Source organism: Mycobacterium sp. NGS68, assembly GCF_059812195.1.
Genome location: NZ_JCALCE010000039.1, coordinates 29,952 through 49,682, shown reverse-complemented (window position 1 = coordinate 49,682; position 19,731 = coordinate 29,952). Strand labels below are relative to the sequence as shown.

At 69.7% G+C, this 19,731-nt stretch carries 20 protein-coding genes and 1 pseudogene; 5 read left to right on the top strand and 16 right to left on the bottom strand.

Features of this window, described 5'->3' with window-relative positions:
• Positions 1 to 724, top strand: a 724-nt coding sequence (locus tag AC5Y5V_RS27300; RefSeq protein WP_499941413.1) for a hypothetical protein, incomplete at its 5' end; no start/stop codon positions are given.
• On the opposite strand, the pseudogene AC5Y5V_RS27295 reads toward AC5Y5V_RS27300, so the two are convergent.
• The 8 genes and pseudogenes from AC5Y5V_RS27295 to dxr form a co-directional block, all read right to left on the bottom strand.
• Positions 628 to 1,188, bottom strand: a pseudogene (locus AC5Y5V_RS27295) (PPE family protein); the annotation flags it as partial. The gene AC5Y5V_RS27300 and the pseudogene AC5Y5V_RS27295 overlap by 97 nt on opposite strands.
• Before the next feature lie 934 nt (positions 1,189 to 2,122).
• On the bottom strand, positions 2,123 to 2,980 hold the full coding sequence (gene map, locus AC5Y5V_RS27290; RefSeq protein WP_499941407.1) for a type I methionyl aminopeptidase: 858 nt from the start codon (positions 2,978 to 2,980) through the stop codon (positions 2,123 to 2,125).
• A gap of 40 nt (positions 2,981 to 3,020) precedes the next feature.
• A complete protein-coding gene (locus AC5Y5V_RS27285) occupies positions 3,021 to 3,614 on the bottom strand; it encodes a DUF1707 SHOCT-like domain-containing protein (protein WP_499941405.1) in 594 nt (197 codons plus the stop codon).
• Between the two features lie 48 nt (positions 3,615 to 3,662).
• Positions 3,663 to 5,486 (bottom strand): penicillin-binding transpeptidase domain-containing protein, encoded by a 1,824-nt coding sequence (locus AC5Y5V_RS27280; protein ID WP_499941403.1) that lies wholly within the window; start codon positions 5,484 to 5,486, stop codon positions 3,663 to 3,665.
• A gap of 146 nt (positions 5,487 to 5,632) precedes the next feature.
• Positions 5,633 to 6,487 (bottom strand): GNAT family N-acetyltransferase, encoded by an 855-nt coding sequence (locus AC5Y5V_RS27275; RefSeq protein ID WP_499941400.1) that lies wholly within the window; start codon positions 6,485 to 6,487, stop codon positions 5,633 to 5,635.
• Between the two features lie 31 nt (positions 6,488 to 6,518).
• On the bottom strand, positions 6,519 to 7,673 hold the full coding sequence (gene ispG / locus AC5Y5V_RS27270; protein WP_499941398.1) for a flavodoxin-dependent (E)-4-hydroxy-3-methylbut-2-enyl-diphosphate synthase: 1,155 nt from the start codon (positions 7,671 to 7,673) through the stop codon (positions 6,519 to 6,521).
• Positions 7,674 to 7,722: 49 nt separating this feature from the next.
• Complete coding sequence (locus tag AC5Y5V_RS27265) at positions 7,723 to 8,937, bottom strand: M50 family metallopeptidase (RefSeq protein ID WP_499941396.1); 1,215 nt, start codon at positions 8,935 to 8,937, stop codon at positions 7,723 to 7,725.
• Positions 8,938 to 8,945: 8 nt separating this feature from the next.
• A complete protein-coding gene (gene dxr, locus AC5Y5V_RS27260; protein WP_499941411.1) occupies positions 8,946 to 10,157 on the bottom strand; it encodes a 1-deoxy-D-xylulose-5-phosphate reductoisomerase in 1,212 nt (403 codons plus the stop codon).
• 94 nt (positions 10,158 to 10,251) lie between these two features.
• Here dxr and AC5Y5V_RS27255 point away from each other — a divergent pair, with 94 nt between their 5' ends.
• From AC5Y5V_RS27255 to AC5Y5V_RS27245, 3 genes are all read left to right on the top strand, one after another.
• Entirely contained in the window at positions 10,252 to 11,943 is a 1,692-nt protein-coding gene (locus tag AC5Y5V_RS27255) for a cytochrome c biogenesis protein DipZ (protein ID WP_499941394.1), read from the top strand.
• A 69-nt stretch (positions 11,944 to 12,012) separates the two neighbouring features.
• Positions 12,013 to 12,606 (top strand): fasciclin domain-containing protein, encoded by a 594-nt coding sequence (locus AC5Y5V_RS27250; RefSeq protein WP_499941392.1) that lies wholly within the window; start codon positions 12,013 to 12,015, stop codon positions 12,604 to 12,606.
• A gap of 89 nt (positions 12,607 to 12,695) precedes the next feature.
• Positions 12,696 to 12,950, top strand: a complete 255-nt coding sequence (locus AC5Y5V_RS27245; protein WP_499941390.1) for a DUF2631 domain-containing protein — start codon at positions 12,696 to 12,698, stop codon at positions 12,948 to 12,950.
• Here the strand turns inward: AC5Y5V_RS27245 and AC5Y5V_RS27240 are convergent.
• The 8 genes from AC5Y5V_RS27240 to pyrH are packed head-to-tail and all read right to left on the bottom strand — an operon-like array spanning position 12,943 to position 19,171.
• Positions 12,943 to 13,770, bottom strand: a complete 828-nt coding sequence (locus AC5Y5V_RS27240) for a DUF4097 family beta strand repeat-containing protein (RefSeq protein ID WP_499941388.1) — start codon at positions 13,768 to 13,770, stop codon at positions 12,943 to 12,945. The genes AC5Y5V_RS27245 and AC5Y5V_RS27240 overlap by 8 nt on opposite strands.
• A gap of 39 nt (positions 13,771 to 13,809) precedes the next feature.
• A complete protein-coding gene (locus AC5Y5V_RS27235; protein ID WP_499941386.1) occupies positions 13,810 to 14,337 on the bottom strand; it encodes a histidine kinase in 528 nt (175 codons plus the stop codon).
• A gap of 31 nt (positions 14,338 to 14,368) precedes the next feature.
• Positions 14,369 to 15,241: a cytochrome c biogenesis CcdA family protein gene (locus AC5Y5V_RS27230; RefSeq protein WP_499941384.1), complete on the bottom strand. Its 873-nt coding sequence runs from the start codon at positions 15,239 to 15,241 to the stop codon at positions 14,369 to 14,371.
• Positions 15,238 to 15,747 (bottom strand): disulfide bond-forming protein DsbE, encoded by a 510-nt coding sequence (dsbE, locus tag AC5Y5V_RS27225; protein ID WP_499941382.1) that lies wholly within the window; start codon positions 15,745 to 15,747, stop codon positions 15,238 to 15,240. The genes AC5Y5V_RS27230 and dsbE overlap by 4 nt, the downstream gene beginning before the upstream one ends.
• 60 nt (positions 15,748 to 15,807) lie before the next feature.
• Positions 15,808 to 16,896, bottom strand: a complete 1,089-nt coding sequence (gene rlmN, locus AC5Y5V_RS27220) for a dual-specificity RNA methyltransferase RlmN (protein ID WP_499941409.1) — start codon at positions 16,894 to 16,896, stop codon at positions 15,808 to 15,810.
• Positions 16,897 to 16,913: 17 nt separating this feature from the next.
• Complete coding sequence (locus AC5Y5V_RS27215) at positions 16,914 to 17,828, bottom strand: phosphatidate cytidylyltransferase (RefSeq protein ID WP_499941380.1); 915 nt, start codon at positions 17,826 to 17,828, stop codon at positions 16,914 to 16,916.
• A gap of 26 nt (positions 17,829 to 17,854) precedes the next feature.
• A complete protein-coding gene (frr, locus tag AC5Y5V_RS27210; protein ID WP_499941378.1) occupies positions 17,855 to 18,412 on the bottom strand; it encodes a ribosome recycling factor in 558 nt (185 codons plus the stop codon).
• A 15-nt stretch (positions 18,413 to 18,427) separates the two neighbouring features.
• Positions 18,428 to 19,171 carry a UMP kinase gene (gene pyrH / locus AC5Y5V_RS27205; RefSeq protein ID WP_499941376.1) on the bottom strand — a complete coding sequence of 248 codons (744 nt, stop codon included), beginning with the start codon at positions 19,169 to 19,171 and terminating at the stop codon, positions 18,428 to 18,430.
• Between the two features lie 322 nt (positions 19,172 to 19,493).
• Here pyrH and mbp1 point away from each other — a divergent pair, with 322 nt between their 5' ends.
• The gene (gene mbp1 / locus AC5Y5V_RS27200; RefSeq protein WP_499941374.1) at positions 19,494 to 19,730 is read left to right on the top strand and encodes a microaggregate-binding protein 1; all 237 of its coding nucleotides are present in this window, start codon (positions 19,494 to 19,496) and stop codon (positions 19,728 to 19,730) included.
• Position 19,731: the final 1 nt, after the last annotated feature.

Sequence of the window (19,731 nt, the reverse complement as noted above, 5' to 3'; positions counted from 1 at the left end):
GCCGCTGCCGATGTTGCCGCTGCCGGTGTTGGTATCACCCTGGTTGCCGCTGCCGGAGTTTCCGGTCCCCTGGTTGCCCGAACCGGTATTGCTGCCCTGGTTGCCGGAGCCCGGTGTCAGCGTGCTGGCGAGGCTGTTCGCGGCCGTGCTGGCCGGCGCTGACCCGCCGGCGGGCGGCGCGGCGGTGAGGGCGCTGACCGCGCTGGCGTCCGGTGGCCCGCCGACGGCGAGCGTTGTGGCGGCGCCGCCGGTGGTTGTGGTGGAGGCGGTCGTGGACCCGGTGGTCGTGGTGGAGGCGGTCGTGGTCGTGGTGGAGGCGGTCGTGGTCGTGGTGCTCGTGCCGCCGGCGGCTGGGGCGGCCGCCAGCGGGGTGCCCGCGGCCAGGCTGCTCACCGCCGGAGTGATGCTGCCCGAGTTCGCCGTCGTCGCCGTCGTCACGGTGGTGGCCGCGCTGTTACTGACCAGGCTCGCCGCGCCCGCATTGGCGTTCGTCGCCGTCGTGGTCGTCGTCGTCGTGGTCGACGGAGACGTGGTGGTCGTCGAAGGCGTCGTGGTCGGCGTGGCCGTCGTGCCGGGGGTGCCGTCCGACACGCTCGCCGCCGCGGCGCTGCCACTCGTCCCGCCGCCACCGCCGACCAGCGCGCTGGTCACCCGACTGGTCAACCCCTGCAACGAGCTCTGCCACGGCGTCAACAACGACGCCACCGCAGACACCCCCACGTGATACCCCGACATCGCGGACACATCCTGCGCCCACATCGCCTCATACTCCGACTCAGCATCAAAAATCGCCGGCGTGTTCTGCCCAAACACATTGCACACCGCCAACGCCACCAACCGAGCCCGATTCGCCGCCAACACCACCGGATGCACCGTCGCCGACAACGCCGCCTCAAACGCCCCCGCCGCCACCCGCGCCTGCGACGCCACCCCCTCCGCCTTCACCGCCGCCGCACTCAACCACCCCACATACGGCACCGCCACCGCCGCCATCGCCACCGACGACGGACCCTCCCACCCCCCACCCACCAAACCCGACGCCACCGACCCAAACGACGACGCCGCCGCCCCCAACTCCTCCGCCAACCCATCCCACGCCGCCGCCGCCACCAACAACGGCCCCGACCCCGCACCAGCAAACAACCGCGCCGAATTCACCTCCGGCGGCAACACCGCAAAATTCACCACCCCGGCCACCCCCGGACCGGGGAATGTGCCTGGTGGCCGCAGTGGTCACGCGGGGCGGCATGTCGTCGGCGCCAACCAAGGCGGCCATGGGTCAACTCAGTGACCACACTCGACATGTATGCCTCCCAGCAACGACGACACGCGTAGCAACCCCTCGACCGGTCGTCGTTTACGCAGCCCGACAGCGTGGACGCTACCGATCTTTGTCCAAATACTTGGCGTTTTGCGGGAAAGTCATCGAAGCTGCACCAAACACCCGGGCAGCAAAGCGCGCGCGCACCGCCTTTCCACCGGTGCGCGGGTGCGTGCCCGCGGCCGGTCGGGCACGCCCCGGACCGGCGGGACTCGGCGATGCTTTTCGCGTTGTCCGCCAACGATATTTGGGGATTTGCGCCATCGGGTGGCAGCGCCGTCACGGCCGCCCGGTGCGGCGCCATCGGCGGGCCGTCGTCGCCGTGGCTTTCCGCCGCGCCGAGCAAATCCGCCGAGAACGAATTTCGCGGGCGAATTCGAGACCGTCGAGCGACGCGTTATGAATTGATAATGGCCCGGCGCCAGCGAGGGGAAATCGATGCGCCGGATGTGCGGCGGCGAGTTGCGGCAAATGCCATGCGCCGCTGAGCGCCCAGCGTGACCCGACGATCGCGGCCGCGGGTCGCTTGGGTGAACCGACTGCTGCGCAAGGGATTCGGGGCGCGGGGAGCCGCCGGCGCGACCCGGGGCTCCGGTCCGCCGGGCCTGCCGACGACGGCGACGGCGTCGACGTCCCCGCGTCGCACCGGCGGGGGTGGGCGCTGGACGCGGATGGGGCGTCGGCAGATGAATCCACATCGAAGCGTGGCCCCTGCCCCGCGAGCCCACCCCGGCGAGCAGACGCAAAAGCCCCCATTTTCGGCCGGAAATGGGGGCTTTTGCGACTGCTCGCGGGGAAAGGTTACGGCAAGGTGAGGATCTCGACACCCGTTTCGGTCACCAGCAGCGTGTGCTCGAACTGTGCGGTCCACTTGCGGTCTTTGGTGACCACCGTCCAGCCGTCGGGCCAGATCTCGTAGTCCAGGCTGCCGAGGTTGATCATCGGCTCGATGGTGAACGTCATCCCCGGCTGCATGATCGTGGCGACCGTGGGCTGGTCGTAGTGCAGGACCACCAGCCCGTTGTGGAAGGTGGTGCCGATGCCGTGGCCCGTGAAGTCACGAACCACGTTGTACCCGAACCGATTTGCATACGACTCGATGACACGGCCGACGACCGACAACGCCCGCCCGGGCTTGACGGCGTTGATCGCGCGCATCGTGGCCTCCCGGGTCCGCTCGACCAGCAGCCGGTGCTCTTCCGCGACGTCACCGGCCAGGAAGGTCGCGTTGGTGTCGCCGTGCACGCCGTCGATGTAGGCGGTGACATCGATGTTGACGATGTCCCCGTCGGCGATCACCGTCGAGTCGGGGATGCCGTGGCAGATGACCTCGTTCAGCGAGGTACAGCACGACTTCGGGAAGCCCTTGTAGCCCAGGGTTGAGGGGTAGGCGCCGTGGTCGACCATGTAGTCGTGCGCGATGCGGTCCAGCTCGTCGGTGGTGACGCCGGGCGCGACGGCCTTGCCCGCCTCCTGCAGCGCCCGGGCGGCGATACCGCCGGCGACGCGCATCTTCTCGATCACCTCGGGCGTCTGCACCCACGGCTCGGTGCCCTCCTGCGCCGTCCGCTTCCCGACATACTCCGGACGCTCGATCGACCTGGGCACCGGCAGTGTCGGAGACAGCTCGCCGGGAGAAAGCGCGGTGCGACTGGGCATCCCGCTAGCTTACGGGTTGCGACCTGCAGTGGGCGGCCGGTCAGGGTAGCTGGCGGCGCAGGATCGAGCGGCGCGGTCCCCGGATAATCACCGAACCGAACGTCACGCGGCCGGTCAGCACGACGTGCGGCGTGCCATCCGCCGGCGGATCCTTGCGGCGGTCGCTGGCGCTGCCCACATACACCTCGACGTTGTCGATCGAGGCGCTGGCGCCGTCCGGCAGCCGCAGGTCCAGCGAACCGAACTTCATGTCGAGCTCGATCACCACCACCGGCCCGGCGAAACGCGCCTTGGTCAGGTCCAGGTCGATCGAGCCGACGCGGCGCACCAGCGCCAAATGCGTAGGCACGGTCCATTCGCCCTGGCGCTTGAGCGAGCCGACCCAACCGCGCAACTCCATGCGGTCGGCGGCGGACGTGACGATGGTGCCGGGGCCGGGCAGGTCGTCGACCAGCCCATCCAGCTCGTTTCGGGTGCGGGCGTAGGAGACCCGCGAGGAGCGTTGTTCGAACTCGTCGATATCGATCAGCCCGAGCGCAACCGCGTTGTGCAGCCGCCGCATCGTGCCGTTGCGGTCCGCGTCGGAGACCCGCAGCGACGTCGGAGACACCATGTCCCCACCGCTGTCCGTCATGACCGCAAATTTACCCGCTGATGTGCGCCGGGCCCGCGCCGAACCGAATCAGGCCAGGTAGCCCGGCGGCAGCGACTCGAACATCACCTTCGTCAGCCGCACGGCGTATTCCGAACTGCCACCCCCGACGATCAGCGCCGCGAACGCCAGGTCGCCACGGTACCCGGCGAACCAGGAATGCGAGCCGCCCGCGAACTCGGCTTCCCCGGTCTTGCCGTAGACCTCGCCGCAGCAGTTCGCGATCTCCTTGGCGGTGCCGTTGGTCACCACCAGCCGCATCATCGGGCGCAGCGCTTCGACCATCTTCGGCGAGATCGGCGTGTTCTCGCCGTCGACGGTCGTCGGGTGACCGGCAATCAGTTGCGGTACCGGGGTCTTCCCGGCCGCCACCGTGGCCGCCACGAGGGCCATGCCGAACGGGCTGGCCAGCACCCTGCCCTGGCCGAAGCCGTCCTCGGTGAGCTCGGCCAGGTCCACCGTCGGCGGCACCGAACCGGTCACCGTGGTGAGGCCGTCCACCTGGTAGTCGAGGCCGATCCCGTAGCTGCGTGCCGCCTGCGACAGGCCGCGGGGCGGCAGCTTGCTGCTCAGTTCGGCGAACGTGGTGTTGCACGAGCTCGCGAACGCCCGGGCCAGCGGGACCACGCCCAGGTCGAAACCGCCGTAGTTGGGGATGGTGCGGTGTCCGATGTCGATCTTGCCGGGGCAACCCAGCATCGTGTTGGGCGTGGCCATGTCGCGCTCGACGGCGGCGCCGGCCGTGACCATCTTGAACGTCGACCCCGGTGGGTACAGGCCCATGGTGGCGGGCAGGCCCTGGGTGTTGGCCCCCGCGTTCTGGGCGATCGCGAGGATCTCCCCGGTCGACGGCTTGATCACGACGAGCATCGCCTTGCCGCCGCGGGTGTCCACCGCGTGCTGGGCGGCGTTCTGCACGATCCGGTCCAGGGTGATCGAGACCGACGGCGCCGGGGATCCTTCGACCTCGTTGAGCACCTCGACGTCGACGCCGTTCTGGTTGACGCTGACCACCCGCCAGCCCGCCTGGCCGTCGAGGTGGTCGATCACGGACTTCTTGACCTCCGCCATGACCGCGGGCGCGAAATTCGGGTCGGTGGGCAGCATGTCCGCCTGGGGCGTGACGACGACGCCGGGCAGGTGTCCGATCGCCGGCGCCACCCGGTCATTGTCGTTGGGATGCAGCGTGACGCCCAGGTCCAGCGGCTCGGTCGCCGAGCTTGCCCGCTCGGCCAGCAGCTGCGGGTCGTTGAGCACGTCCAGGGCCGGGTTGAAGGGGCGCAGCACGTCCACCACCGCGTGCGCGGTGGCGCTCAGCGCGGGCCCGGCCTTGGTGGCGTCCAGCGTGTAGTGATACAGGTAGCCCGGCGCCAGCACGTCGCTGCCGCCGAGCTCGTTGACCGAGGCGCGCCGCGGCTGGTCGGCGCGCAGCGCGAACGTCTGGTGCTCGCCGAGCTTGGGGTGCACGTTGGTTGCGGTCCAGCGCACCTGCCAACGCCCCTCGTCGCGGGCCATCTTCAGCCGGCCGTCATAGCTCCAGGTCCGGTTCTTGGGCAGGTGCCAGGTGAACCGGTAGTTGACCGTCCCGGTGTCCTCGGCGTACTTCGAGCTGAGCAACTGCGTGTCCAGGTGGGTCGTCTGCAGGCCCGCCCACGCGGCGTTGAGCGCCTGGCGGGCTTCGTTGGGATTGTCGCTGAGCTCGGCGGCGGTGACGGTGTCGCCGACGGACAGCGCGCGGAAGAACTTCTCGGCGGTCGGGCCCGGGCCCTCTGGCCGCTGGGTGCACCCCGACACGGCCAGGCCTGCGACGAGCAGGACCGAAACAGCTGAGGCCAGAGTTATTCGAGTTGCCATCGGTACAGATGTTAAGAAATCCGACCGGGACACCGGCGCAGACACACCGAGACCGAACCGTGATATGAAACGCCCGTTGCTCGGGCGACCAGACGCAAAGGCTCCCAAAAACCGGCGTTATAGGGGGCTTCTGCGTCTGCTCGCGCTCAGTCCAGCAGGACCGTGGCGAAGGTGCCGACTTCCTCGAAGCCGATGCGGGCGTAGGCGGCGCGGGCCACCGTGTTGAAGTCGTTCACGTAGAGGCTGGCCGTGCGCCCGCCGGCGACGATCACCGCGGCCAGCATGGCGGTGCCGCGGGTGCCCAGGCCCAGGCCGCGCCACTGGGGATGCACCCAGACGCCCTGGATCTGCCCGACGGCCGGCGACTGCGACCCGACCTCGGCCTTGAAGATCACCTCGCCGTGCTCGAAACGGGCCCAGGCACGCCCGGCGGCGATCAGGCTGGCGACCCGGCGCCGGTAACCCCGCCCGCCGTCACCGATCCGCGGGTCCACGCCCACCTCGCCGATGAACATGTCGACCGCCGCCACCAGGTAGGCGTCCAACTCGTCGGGCCGCACCTGGCGCACCTCGGGGTCGATCTCGCAGCTGGGATGGGTGCTCAGCGCCATCAACGGCTGGTTGTCGCGCACGTCGCGCGCGGGACCCCAGCCCGACTGCAGGCGCTCCCACATCGGCAGCACCAGGTCGGCCCGGCCGACCAGCGAGGAGCAGCGGCGCGCCCCGGAAAGCGCCTCGTCGGCGAACGCGTTCAGGTCGGCCGGCGCGCCGCGCAGCGGGATCAGGTTGGCGCCGGCGAAGCACAGCGACTCGTCCGCGCCGCGGCGCGTCCACAGTTCTCCGCCAATCGAATTGGGGTCAACGCCGTGGTCGGCGACCCGGGCCGCGACCATGCACGACCCGACCGGGTCGTCGTCGAGCACCCGCCAGACCGCGGCGGCGTCACGCACCACGACCACCCGTCGCTCGCCGACCAGGCGGAAGAGGGGCGGAGCCGACATTGGTGTCTCTCTGGGGTGTGGGGGCTAACGCTCAGCTTACGGTGACAATCGGCGAACCGCTTGCTGTCGTGTCAGGTCCATCGGCGGCCAGCCGCATGGCCTCCTCGATCAGCGTCTCGACGATCTGGGCCTCCGGCACGGTCTTGATGACTTCGCCCTTTACGAAGATCTGGCCCTTGCCGTTTCCGGACGCCACGCCCAGGTCAGCCTCGCGGGCCTCCCCCGGTCCGTTGACCACACAGCCCATCACCGCCACCCGCAGCGGTACCTCGAGGCCGTCCAGCCCGGCGCTGACCTCGTTGGCCAGCGTGTAGACGTCGACCTGGGCGCGACCGCAGGACGGGCAGGACACGATCTCCAGGCCGCGGGGGCGCAGGTTCAGCGACTCGAGGATCTGGTTGCCCACCTTGACTTCCTCGACCGGCGGCGCCGACAGGGACACCCGGATGGTGTCGCCGATTCCGCGGCTCAACAGCGCGCCGAACGCGACGGCGGACTTGATGGTGCCCTGAAACGCCGGACCCGCCTCGGTGACGCCGAGGTGCAGCGGGTAGTCGCACTGGGCGGCCAGCTGCTCGTAGGCGGCGACCATCACCACCGGATCGTTGTGCTTGACGCTGATCTTGATGTCGCCGAAGCCGTGCTCCTCGAACAGCGAGGCCTCCCACAGCGCCGACTCGACCAGCGCCTCGGGTGTGGCCTTGCCGTACTTCTCCATGAACCGCTTGTCCAGCGAGCCGGCGTTGACGCCGATGCGGATCGGGATGCCGGCGGCACCGGCGGCCTTGGCGACCTCGGCGACCCGGCCGTCGAATTCCTTGATGTTGCCGGGGTTCACCCGCACCGCGGCACACCCGGCGTCGATGGCGGCGAAGATGTACTTCGGCTGGAAGTGGATGTCGGCGATGACGGGGATCCCGCTGTGCCGGGCGATCTCGGCAAGCGCGTCGGCGTCCTCCTGACGCGGGCAGGCCACCCGCACGATGTCACAACCGGCGGCGGTCAGTTCCGCGATCTGCTGCAACGTCGAGTTCACGTCGTGGGTCTTGGTGGTGCACATGGACTGCACCGCGATCGGGTGGTCGCTGCCGACGCCGACGTCGCGAACCATCAGCTGGCGGGTCTTGCGGCGCGGCGCCAGCGTGGGCGGCGGCGCCGCGGGCATGCCCAGACCGACATTCGTCATCGGCGCCACTCCTCCCCATCGCTGCGCTGTGCATCGTCGACGGCGCGGGTCACTGGAACAGCCTGATCGGGTTGACCAGATCGGCGGTCACGGTCAACAGCATGTAGCCGACGACGAAGACCAGCACCACGTACGTCGCCGGCATGAGTTTGAGGTAGTTCACCGGCGCCGCGGCGACCATGCCGCGCGCGCGGCGGATGGTGTTGCGGATCTTCTCGAACACCGCGATGGCGATGTGGCCGCCGTCGAAGGGCAGCAGCGGCGCCAGGTTGATCGCGCCGAGAATCAGGTTCAGCTGGGCCAGGAAGAACCAGAAAGCCACCCACAGCCCGTGGTCGACGGTGTCGCCGCCGATGATGCTGGCGCCGACGACGCTCATCGGGGTCTGCGGGTCTCGCTCGCCGCCGCCGATGGCGTGCAGCAACGCACCGACCTTCGACGGGATCGCGACCAGCGCCTTGCCCACCTGAGCGGTCAGATCAGCGCCGAACGCCAGGGTGGCCGGAGCGGCGGACAGCGGGTTGTAGTGCGTGAACCCGGCGCGGGTGGCGCCGACGCCGATGGCGCCCACGGTCTCGGGGACGAGGCGGTCGTCCTGCTTCTTGCCGAGGTAACGCTCGGTGGGCGTGACCTTGACCTGGTAGGTGATCGTGTTGCCGCCGCGCTGGACGACGACCGGGACGACGCCGTGCATCTTGCGTACCGCGGCGGCCATTTCGTCGAACGTGGACACCGGGGTGTCGCCGACTTTGACGACGACGTCGCCGGCGCGGATGCCGGCGTCCGCCGCCGGACCGGCGCCGTCACACTTGCCCATTTCCTTGGGGCTGGTTTGCGGCGCCACACAGGCGGTTTCGCCGATCACCGCGCGGGTGTCCGGATGCAGATTGGGCAGTCCCCAGATCAGCGCGATGACGTAGACGAGCACCAGGCAGATGACGAAGTTCATGCCGGGGCCGGCGAACAGCACCGCGACCCGCTTCCAGGGCGCCTGCTTGTACATCGCGCGGTCGCGCTCGTCGGGCTCGAGTTCCTCGACCGAGGTCATGCCGGCGATGTCGCAGAATCCGCCCAGCGGAATCGCCTTGACGCCGTACTCGGTTTCGCCGCGCCGGGTGGACCACAGCGTGGGGCCGAAGCCGACGAAGTAGCGCCGCACCTTCATGCCGGTGGCCCGCGCCGCCCACATGTGGCCGCACTCGTGCAGCGCCACCGAGATCAGGATGGCGAGGGCGAACAGCACAATGCCGATAACGAACATCATCTCCGCTGTCAGGACCTTTCTAAAACCATATTGGCGGCTGTTGGCGAATCCGAGGCCGAGGTGGCTGCCGCGATCGCCCGCTGAGCTTGCTCTCGAGCCCAGCGCTGCGCGTCGAGTACGTCATCCACGGTAGCGGGTTCGGCGGCCCATCGGTCGGCGATCTGCAACACGTCGGCGATGGTGGCGACGATGGCGGGGAAACTGATGCGGCCCTCGAGGAACGCCGCCGCCGCCTCCTCGTTGACCGCGTTGTAGACGGCAGTCATGCAGCCGCCCACCTCACCGGCGTGTCGGGCCAGTTCCACCGCGGGGAAGACCGCGGCGTCCAGCGGCTCGAACTCCCAGCTCGACGCGGTGCTGAAATCGCAGGCGGGGGCCGCGCCGGGCACCCGTCGCGGCCAGCCCAGCGCCAGCGAGATGGGCAGTTTCATGTCCGGCGGGCTGGCCTGTGCGATCGTCGAGCCGTCGACGAACGTGACCATCGAATGAACGATCGACTGCGGATGCACGACGACCTCGATGCGGTCATAGGGGATGCCGAAGAGCAGGTGGGTCTCGATGAGCTCCAGGCCCTTGTTGACCAGCGACGCCGAGTTCAGCGTGTTCATCGGGCCCATCGACCACGTCGGGTGGGCACCGGCCTGCTCGGGCGTGACGCCTTCCAGGTCGGCGGCCGACCAGCCGCGGAACGGTCCGCCGGAGGCGGTCAGCACCAGCCTGGCGACTTCGCCGGGGGTGCCGCCGCGCAGACACTGGGCCAGCGCGGAGTGCTCGGAGTCGACGGGCACGATCTGACCGGGCTGCGCCGCCTCCAGCACCAGCGGACCGCCGGCGATCAGCGACTCCTTATTGGCCAGGGCCAGCCGGGCGCCGGACCGCAGCGCGGCCAGCGTCGGCCGCAGGCCGAGCGCGCCGACCAGGGCGTTGAGCACGACGTCGGCCTCGGTCTCTTCGACCAGTCGGGTCGCCGCGTTGGGTCCGTGGAATCGGACGTCGCCGGCTTGGCGGGCGGCCTGCTCGTCGGCGATCGCGATGTTGGTCACCCCGATCTCGGCGCGCTGGGCCAGCAATGTGTCCAGGTGCCCTCCCCCGGCGGCCAGCCCGACCACCTCGAAACGGTCCGGGTTGGCGGCGATGACCTCCAGCGCCTGAGTGCCGATCGAGCCGGTGCTGCCCAGCACCAGCACCCGCAGGCGGCCGGGGTGGCCGGGTTCGTTCATCAGCGCACCCTTCGTCACCCACCCATTGTGCCGTGCCGGGCCCCAAGTCCCCAGTAATGCCAATCCGCGCCGGCCTCGGCCGCGAATACCGGTCATGTTGGCGCTCGCGCTCATCGGCCTGCTCGGCGGCCTGATCACCGGCATCTCCCCCTGCATCCTGCCGGTGCTACCGGTGCTGTTCTTCTCGGGCGCACGCAGCGGCAGGCGAACCGCCGATCCGGCCGCGCCGACGGACGCCGGGCGCCCCTACCTGGTGATCGCCGGGCTGGTGCTGAGTTTCAGCGTGGTGACCCTGCTGGGATCGGCCTTGCTGTCGCTGCTGCATCTGCGGCAGGACGCAATGCGCTGGCTGGCGCTGGTCGCGCTGGTGGCGATCGGCGTCGGGCTGATCGTTCCCCGCTTCGAACGGCTGCTGCAGCGGCCGTTCTCCCGCATACCGCAGCGGCAGATCGGCACCGGCGGAAACGGATTCGGCCTGGGCCTGGCGTTGGGCGTCCTCTACGTCCCGTGCGCGGGGCCGGTGCTCGCGGCGATCGTGGTGGCCGGGGCCACCGCGAGGATCGGCGTCGACACCGTCGTGCTGACGGCCGCGTTCGCCGTCGGAGCCGCCCTGCCGTTGCTGGCCTTCGCGCTGGCCGGCCGGCGGGTGGCCGAGCGCGTGGGCGCGTTCCGGCGGCGTCAGCGCGAGATCCGCATCGCGGCCGGGGTGGTGACGATCCTGCTGGCGGTGGCGCTGGTGTTCGACCTGCCCGCGGCGCTGCAGCGGGCCATTCCCGACTACACCGGCGCGCTGCAGCGCAAGGCCGGCGGAAACAACATCAACCTCGGTGGCATCGTCAACGAGCAGAACGCCCAGCTGTCCAACTGCACCGATGGGGCCGATGTGCTGCAAAACTGCGGCCCCGCACCGGATCTCAAAGGCATCTCCGCGTGGCTGAACACCCCCGGCGGCAAGCCGCTCGACCTGCGCTCGCTGCGCGGCAAGGTGGTGCTCGTCGACTTCTGGGCGTACTCCTGCATCAACTGCCAGCGCGCCGTCCCACACGTCGTCGGCTGGTATCAGGCCTACCGGGACGCCGGCTTCGAGGTGATCGGCGTGCACACCCCGGAGTACGCGTTCGAGCGAGTCCCCGACAACGTGGCGGCCGGGGCCGACGCGCTGGGCATCCACTATCCGGTGGCGCTGGACAACGGCTACGCGACCTGGACGAACTACCGCAACCGGTACTGGCCGGCCGAGTACCTGATCGACGCCACGGGCACGGTGCGGCACCTCAAGTTCGGCGAGGGCGGCTACGACGGCACCGAGCGGCTGATCCGCCGGCTGCTGCACGACGCCAACCCGGGCGCGCAGCTGCCGCCGGCGGCGGGAACGCCCGACCGCACGCCCACCGGCGGCCTGACGCCGGAGACGTATCTCGGCGTGGGCCGGGCGGCGGGCTTCGCCGGCGGCGGGGTGTACGACAGCGGCTCGGCGCGGTTCTCCTACCCACCCGCGCAACCCGTCGACACGTTCGCGCTCAGCGGCCCGTGGACGCTGGATCGCCAGTCCGCCACGGCCGGCGACGACTCCGCCATCAGGCTCAACTACCGCGCCAAGAGCGTGTACCTCGTCGTCGGCGGCACCGGAACCCTCGCGGTGACGCGCGGGGGAAAGTCGACGACGATGCCGATCGACGGCCCACCCATGGCGCGCCAGATCGCGGCGGGCGACCGGCTGGAGCTCGACACGCTCGAGGTGCGTCCCAGCGCCGGGCTGCAGGTGTATTCGTTCACCTACGGCTAGACCAATCCAGATTTGCTGCGGCTCCGAATCATTGGAGTAAGCAAACACTTCCTACTTCAGGAGCACGCAATGAGGACACCGAAGAAGACTTGTGCAGCAACCGGCTTCGCGGCGGCCGCGGCGGTAGGCCTGGCGGTGGTCGCGGCGCCGACGGCCGCGGCCGCCCCCGCCTCCAACCTGGTGGGCTCCGGCTGCGCCGCGTACGCACAGCAGGTGCCTTCCGGCCCGGGATCGGTGGCCGGCATGGCGGGCGACCCGGTGGCGGTGGCGGCGTCCAACAACCCGATGCTGACCACGCTGACCTCGGCGCTGTCCGGCAAGCTGAACCCGCAGGTGAACCTGGTGGACACCCTCAACAACGGGCAATACACCGTCTTCGCCCCCACCGACCAGGCGTTCAGCAAGCTCGACCCGGCGACCCTGGAGTCGCTGAAAACCGATGCGCCGCTGCTGAATAAGATCCTCACCTACCACGTGGTGCAGGGCCAGCTGAGTCCCGCGCAGGTCGGCGGCACGCACAACACGCTGCAGGGTGCGCCGGTGACGGTGACCGGTGCGGGCAATGGCCTGAAGGTGAACAACGCGGCGCTGGTGTGCGGTGGAGTGCAGACCTTGAACGCGCAGGTCTACATGATCGACACCGTGCTGATGCCGCCTATGTAGGCACTTCGCAAGTCCCCGTAGCTGCGGGCGGCCGGTATGCCAGAATGTTGGCGAACATCTCCCAGGATCCGACCGGAGGAGGAATCGCCGTGGCCAGTACCGAGGTGGATCTCTACAACGGCGTCGATGTCGCCGAGGTGCCGTCCGCAGCGTGGGGATGGAGCCGGATCAACTACCGCACCTGGTACATCACCGGGGCGGTCATCGCCGGCCTGCTGCTGGCGATGTTGCACGGCAACCACGTCGGCCATGTCGAGGACATCTTCGTGGTGGTGTTCGCCACGCTGGTAGTGATCGTGCTGGTCCGCGACATCTGGGGCCGGCGCCGCGGCTGGATCAGGTAGCCGCCGTTTCGTGAACCGGTTCGGCCGCCTCGGCTGCCCGATGGATCCGGACGTCGCCGGAGCCGCTGCGCACCTGTACGGCCAGGGTTTCGTCGCCCTGCTCGGGGCCGTCCGCCGACCGTAGCGTGCTGCTGACGTCGCCGGAGCCGGTGACGATGTCCAGCCGGGCGGCGGTGCCGTGCGCGACGCCGATCACGACGTCACCGCTGCTGGTGTGCGCGGACACCGCGCCCAATGCCGCCGCGCCGACGTCCACCGACCCCGACGCCGTCCGCGCCTTCACACTGCCTTGCAGCCGCTCGACGGACAGTGAGCCGCTGGCGGTCTTGAGCCGCAGGCTGCCATCGAGGTCCCCGATCGTCACGTTGCCCGACGCGGTGGCCACCGAGGCGTTGCCGGCCACGGCGCGCACGCCGACCGAGCCAGATCCGCTGCTGGCCTTCAGCTTTCCCGCGACGGTGCCGATCTCGACCTCGCCGCTGGCACCGGTGAAGCGCACGTCGGCGAATTCGCCCTCGGCGCGCATGCTGGCCGACGCCACCGACGCGTGCAGCCGCGACCCGGTCGGCAGGGCGATCTCGATGTCGGTGTCCCCGCCGCGCAGCAGTGGCATGCCGCGTTTGGGGCCGGTGATCGAGAGCCTGCCGTCGCGGAAGTCGACGCGGGTGTGCTCGGCCGCCCACGCGTCGGAACCGCGCGATTCGTCGCACGGCCGCACGGCGACGACGGTGTCGGCGCGGTCGGTCGCGACGAGGCGCACCGAACCACCGCCGGTCTCTATCCGCACGTCGATGGGGCCGGGGGTCTCAAATGTCGGCATCGTTGCTCTCCTCGATGTTCTGGATGTTCTGGGGGCGGCCTAGCGAACCCAGCCGGTGACGCGTCGCCCGCCGCCGCGGCTGTAGTGGCCGGACCCGGGTGGGCCGGCCGCCTGGCCGGCCGCTTGGCTGGCCAGCGCGGCGGCACGGACCAGCCAGGCGTTGATCGAGGCGCCCTCGCTGCGCGCGGCGCCCTCGACCACGGTCCGCAACCCCTCGGGCAGCCGCAGCGTGACGCGCCAGGTGCCGCCGTCGTCCTCGTACTTGGCGCCGAACAGCGGGTTGGCACCGTCGGCAGCGTCGGCTTCGCCGCTCGGCTCGTCGTCCGGCGGGCCGGTCACGATGAACTGGGGGTCACGGCCACGCAGCCGGACCTCCACGGAGCGCGGTGCCAGCTCGCCGGTGATCTCCTCGGCGGCGGCCGACAACGCTTCCAGCAGCGCCAGCCGGACCGCCGAGTCCAATGGGGCACTCAGCCTGTCGGCCAGCTCCCGCGCGGCGTCACCTCCGGCGGTCGCGGCCACACTCAGCTCGTGGCGGACCGCGTCGACATAGGGTTGCAGTTCCATGGTGTCATGGTGACATCATTTTGATGTCATTTCAAGTGTCGCGATGGTGCGCCCGTCGGTACCAGGCGCCGGCGCCGATGCCCGCCACGAACACGAGCAGCGCCACCGCCCACGGCCACGCGCCGTGCTGGTGAACCCAGGCGGCCAGGGTGCCCTGCAGGCGTCCCGCGGCGGTGATCACCGCATCCTGCGGATCGGCGTGGGCTTTCGGGTCGAACAGGCGCAGCTCGTAGAGGCCGTAATAGCCGACATAAAGTCCGACCAGCACCGGCAGCAACCCGCTGATCCGGTTGACGAACGGCAGGAGGGCGCGCAGGCGGTCCGCCAGCGCCGAACTCGCGGTCGCGGCGGCCACGGCGAGGACGCCGACAACCAGGGTCAGGCCGCCGATGTAGGCGAGGTAGATCAGCACGCCGCCCAGCACCGACCCTCCCCGCAGGCCGGCCGCGGTGACCGCCACGAACGGCCCGACGGTGCACGACAGCGATGCAATGGCGTAGCTGACGCCGTACCCGTACATGGAACCCAGCCTGACGGTCGGCGCCCAGCGCGGGCCGACCGGTCGCAGCGCCGCCAGTTCTCGGCCCGCCAGCAGCCAGATGCCGAGGATCACCAGCAGCGCACCGATCGCCAGCGTGCCGTAGGGCAGGTACCGCTGCACCGTCGTCGCCGCGGAGATGGTCAGCGCCCCGAACAACCCGAACACCGTCAGAAAGCCCAGCGCCATCCCCACGGTGGCCGCCAGCGCCCGGCCCAGCGCCGCGGCCGGGTGATCCGGCCGTTCGCCGGCGCGCTGCCCGCGCACCACCAGCAGCAGGTACGCGGGCAGCATGGCAAACCCACACGGGTTCAGCGCGGCGACCAGGCCGGCGGCGAACGCCAGGCCGACGAGGCCCTGGTTCACTTCAGCGCGGCAACGCGTCCGGACAGCTCCTGCTGTGACATCGCGGAGGTGGGGTTGTTGACGAAGGTCGAGCTGCCGTCGGCCCGGTAGAACACGTACGCCGGCTGCCACGGCACTCCGTAGCGGGCCCAGATCGCGGCGTCGGCGTCGTTGAGGTTGGTGAAGTTCAGGTTGTACTTGGCGACGAAGGCCTGCATCGCAGCGACGTCCGAGTGCGCCGCGATACCGACGAACGTGACGCCCGGGTTGGCGGCGGCCACCTGGCTGACGCTGGGCGCCTCGGAGTTGCAGAAGGGGCACCACGGGGTCCAAAACCACAGCACCGCCGGCTTGCCCTGCAGGACGGCGCCGTTGAACGGCGCGCCGCTCAGGGTGGTGCCGGTGAACTGCAGACGGTCGTCGGCCGCGGCCGCGCGCGGACCGCTGGCCAGCCCGCCGAAGATCAGGCCCAGCGCGAACACCCCCGCAGCCAGCAGTTTGAGCGGCGAGATCAAGCGGAAAGTCATGACATACCTCGTTTGTGCTCGGTCGTATGTCCTAGCTGACGTACCCGCTGGCCGTCTGGTTCACCCGTTCTCGAAGGCCAGCTGTCCGCAGGCGGCGCTGATTTCGCGGCCGCGGGTGTCGCGCACCGTGCAGGACACCCCCTTGGCCCGGACCCGACGGACGAATTCCCGCTCCGCCGCCTTGGGGCTCGCGTCCCAGTCACTGCCCGGGGTCGGGTTGAGCGGGATCAGGTTCACGTGCACCAGCGGGCCCAGCACGCGATGCAGCAGCTTGCCCAGCAGGTCGGCCCGCCAGGGTTGGTCGTTGACGTCGCGGATCAGCGCGTATTCCACGGAGACCCGTCGGCCGGTCACGTCGGCGTAGTAGCGGGCGGCGTCCAGTGCCTCGCTGACCTTCCACCGGTTGTTCACCGGAACCAACGTGTCGCGCAGCTCGTCGTCGGGCGCGTGCAGCGACAACGCCAGCGTCACCCCCAGCCGCTCGTCGGCCAGCTTGCGGATCGCGGGGGCCAGGCCCACCGTCGACACCGTCACCGCCCGCGCCGAGATCCCGAAGCCCGTCGGCTCGGTGATGCGCCGGACCGCGGCCAGCACCCGGGCGTAGTTCGCCAGAGGCTCCCCCATGCCCATGAACACAACATTCGACAGCCGGTCGGAGAACTCGTCGCGCACCGCCGCGGCGGCGGCCCGCACCTGCTCGAGGATCTCCGCGGTGGACAGGTTGCGGGTCAGCCCGCCCTGCCCGGTCGCGCAGAACGGGCAGGCCATCCCGCAGCCCGCCTGCGAGGAGATGCACACCGTGTTGCGCTGCGGGTAGCGCATCAACACCGATTCGAAGGTGGTGCCGTCCAGCGCCCGCCACAGCGTCTTGCGGGTCTGCCCCGCGTCGCAGGTGATCTCGGTGACCGCGGTGAGCAGCGTCGGGAACATCGTCTCGGCGACGCGGTCGCGGACCCCGGCGGGCAGGTCGGTCATCTGATGCGGGTCGGCGGTGAGCCGGCCGTAGTAGTGGTGCGCGAGCTGCTTGGCCCGAAACGCCGGCAGGCCCAGCTCCGCGACGGCGGACGCGCGGCCCTGCTCGTCGAGGTCGGCGAGATGCCGCGGCGGCTTACCCCGGCGCGGCGCGTCGAACACCAATTCTGGAACCATGATCTGTCCAGTATCGGTCAAGGAAGCAGCGTGAACACCGTCCAGGCCGCCACCGCGGACGGCAGCACCCCGTCCAGGCGATCCATCAGACCGCCGTGGCCAGGTAGCAGCCGGCCCATGTCCTTGATCCCAAGATCGCGTTTGACCTGCGACTCCACCAGGTCGCCGAGCGTGCAGGTGAGCACCAGCAACAGGCCCAGCAGCGCACCCACCCACCAGGGCCGGTGAGCGAGGAACGTCACGGTCAGGATCGTCGCAGTGATGCCGCAGACCAGCGAACCGGCGAAGCCCTCCCAGGACTTCTTCGGGCTGATCGCCGGAACCATCGGGTGCTTGCCGGCCAGCACCCCGACGGCGTAGCCGCCGACGTCGGAGCACACCACCGCGATCATCATGCAGAACACCGGCGCGGGATTGAACTTCGGATAGATGAGCATCGCGGCGAACGAGCCGAACAGCGGCACCCAGGCGGCCAGGAAGACGGTCGCCGACGCGTCACGCAGGTAGCTCGGCTGCGGCGGCGAGCCGTCGGGCCCGGGCTTGTTGGCCTCGGGCATGAACAGCCGCCAGAACAGGCAGACCACCACCATCCCGCCGAAGCCCGCCAGCGCGCCGGCCCCGTGGAACCACCAGGTCAGCCAGACGGTGGCCTGGCCGCCGACGAGCAACGGGATGACCGGGATGACCAGGCCGCCTTCCCGGAACCGCCGGACCACCTCGTGAGTGGCGACCAGGACGGCGCCGGAGCATAGCCCCACCCAGCCGCGCGGAAACAGCAGCAGCGTCGCGATGACGAGCCCACCGGCGCCCACGCCGACGGCGATCGCGGCGGGCAGGTTGCGACCCGCGCGGGACGTCTTCTTGGCCGGCTCGGGCGCGGTAGCCGCTGGCTCGTCGGGGGGGCTGCCGTGACCGGCATCGGTGGTTGCCACGGGCGGAGTGGACTGCTGGGCGGCCGCTAGACCTCCAGCAGCTCGCCTTCTTTGTGCTTGACCAACTCGTCGATCTGGTTGACGTAGTTGTGGGTGGTCTTGTCCAGGTCCTTCTCCGCGCGGGTGACGTCGTCCTCGCCCGCGTCGCCGTCCTTTTTGATGCGATGCAGTTCCTCCATCGCCTTGCGGCGGATGTTGCGCACCGAGACCCGCGCCTCCTCGCCCTTGTGTTTGGCCTGTTTGACCAGCTCCCGGCGCCGTTCCTCGGTCAACTGAGGCACCGCCACCCGGATCAGGGTGCCGTCGTTGGTGGGGTTCACCCCCAGGTCGGAGTTGCGGATCGCGGTCTCGATGGCGTGCAGCTGGCTGGCCTCGTAGGGCTTGATCACAACCAGCCGCGCCTCGGGGACGTTGATGCTGGCCAGCTGGGTGATTGGGGTGTTGGTGCCGTAGTAGTCGATGACGATCCGCGAAAACATGCCTGGATTGGCGCGACCGGTCCGGATCGTGGACAGGTCGTCGCGGGCCACCGAAACGGCCTTCTCCATCTTCTCCTCGGCATCGAAGAGAGCCTCGTCAATCATGTGCGCCACTCCTCCTCAGGTGGTGACCAGCGTTCCGATCTTCTCACCGGCGACCGCACGGGCGATATTCCCATTGGTCAGCAGGTTGAACACCAGAATCGGCATGCCATTGTCCATACAAAGACTGAATGCGGTGGCGTCGGCCACCCGCAGGCCGCGGTCGATGACCTCGCGGTGGCTGATCGCGGTCAGTAACTCCGCGTGCGGGTTCTCCCGCGGGTCCTCGTCGAATACGCCGTCGACCGCCTTGGCCATCAGCACGACGTCCGCGCCGATCTCCAAGGCGCGCTGCGCCGCCGTCGTATCCGTCGAGAAGTACGGCAGACCCATGCCGGCACCGAAAATCACCACGCGCCCCTTCTCCAGGTGGCGGACGGCCCGCAACGGCAGGTACGGCTCGGCCACCTGACCCATGGTGATGGCCGTTTGGACCCGGGTGGCGATGCCTTCCTTCTCCAGGAAGTCCTGCAGCGCGAGGCTGTTCATGACGGTGCCGAGCATTCCCATGTAGTCCGACCGGGTGCGTTCCATTCCACGTTGCTGAAGCTGCGCGCCGCGGAAGAAGTTACCGCCGCCGATCACGACCGCGACCTGCACGCCGTCGCGGACGACCTCGGCGATCTGGCGGGCGACCTGCGCCACCACGTCGGGATCCAACCCCACCTGGCCGCCGCCGAACATCTCGCCACCAAGCTTGAGCAACACACGCGCGTACTTGGAACGCACGCCGTTGGGGCTCGTCGGCTGGGCCTCGGTCATCAGACTCCTCGCATGAGAGTGCCATCCCGGCCACCCACCCGGACGGCACCTGACATCCTGCCTCATCGCCACGCCGCGGCACGTGCCGGGTGCGCGATCCGCACCGCTGACCGGCGGATTGTCGCCGGAACCGGCGTCGGGCCGGCGCAGCAAACATCGATGTTTGGGCGCCCGGCGACTTGGGAACTAAGACCAACGCGGGGGAAATCCACAGTCTTGAGAATCCAGGGCTTGTCGGCACCGCAATTATCGGACCCGATCGCTTGTCGATCGGTGTTGGGCGCGAGCCGCCCGAAACCACACGCCAACGAAGGGAAATCCAATGGCGGACGAGAACTCGGGACCAGCCGAAGCGGTGAAGGGCATCGTCGAGGACGTCAAGGGCAAGGCGAAGGAATTCGTCGGCACCGTCACCGGTAGTGGTGACCTCATCAGCGAGGGTGAGGCCCAGCAGGACAAGGCCGAGGCTCAACGCGACGCGGCCAAGCGGGAGGCCGAAGCGGAGGCCGCCCGCGCCAGCGCGAAAGCGGCTGAAGAGCGCGAAAAGTCCCACCAATAGC

Coding starts and splice junctions, on each gene's coding strand:
- map (WP_499941407.1), bottom strand. CDS start 2,980: ATGCCCAGTCGCACCGCGCTTTCTCCCGGCGAGCTGTCTCCGACACTG.
- AC5Y5V_RS27285 (WP_499941405.1), bottom strand. CDS start 3,614: ATGACGGACAGCGGTGGGGACATGGTGTCTCCGACGTCGCTGCGGGTC.
- AC5Y5V_RS27280 (WP_499941403.1), bottom strand. CDS start 5,486: ATGGCAACTCGAATAACTCTGGCCTCAGCTGTTTCGGTCCTGCTCGTC.
- AC5Y5V_RS27275 (WP_499941400.1), bottom strand. CDS start 6,487: ATGTCGGCTCCGCCCCTCTTCCGCCTGGTCGGCGAGCGACGGGTGGTC.
- ispG (WP_499941398.1), bottom strand. CDS start 7,673: ATGACGAATGTCGGTCTGGGCATGCCCGCGGCGCCGCCGCCCACGCTG.
- AC5Y5V_RS27265 (WP_499941396.1), bottom strand. CDS start 8,937: ATGATGTTCGTTATCGGCATTGTGCTGTTCGCCCTCGCCATCCTGATC.
- dxr (WP_499941411.1), bottom strand. CDS start 10,157: ATGAACGAACCCGGCCACCCCGGCCGCCTGCGGGTGCTGGTGCTGGGC.
- AC5Y5V_RS27255 (WP_499941394.1), top strand. CDS start 10,252: ATGTTGGCGCTCGCGCTCATCGGCCTGCTCGGCGGCCTGATCACCGGC.
- AC5Y5V_RS27250 (WP_499941392.1), top strand. CDS start 12,013: ATGAGGACACCGAAGAAGACTTGTGCAGCAACCGGCTTCGCGGCGGCC.
- AC5Y5V_RS27240 (WP_499941388.1), bottom strand. CDS start 13,770: ATGCCGACATTTGAGACCCCCGGCCCCATCGACGTGCGGATAGAGACC.
- AC5Y5V_RS27235 (WP_499941386.1), bottom strand. CDS start 14,337: ATGGAACTGCAACCCTATGTCGACGCGGTCCGCCACGAGCTGAGTGTG.
- dsbE (WP_499941382.1), bottom strand. CDS start 15,747: ATGACTTTCCGCTTGATCTCGCCGCTCAAACTGCTGGCTGCGGGGGTG.
- rlmN (WP_499941409.1), bottom strand. CDS start 16,896: ATGGTTCCAGAATTGGTGTTCGACGCGCCGCGCCGGGGTAAGCCGCCG.
- frr (WP_499941378.1), bottom strand. CDS start 18,412: ATGATTGACGAGGCTCTCTTCGATGCCGAGGAGAAGATGGAGAAGGCC.
- pyrH (WP_499941376.1), bottom strand. CDS start 19,171: ATGACCGAGGCCCAGCCGACGAGCCCCAACGGCGTGCGTTCCAAGTAC.
- mbp1 (WP_499941374.1), top strand. CDS start 19,494: ATGGCGGACGAGAACTCGGGACCAGCCGAAGCGGTGAAGGGCATCGTC.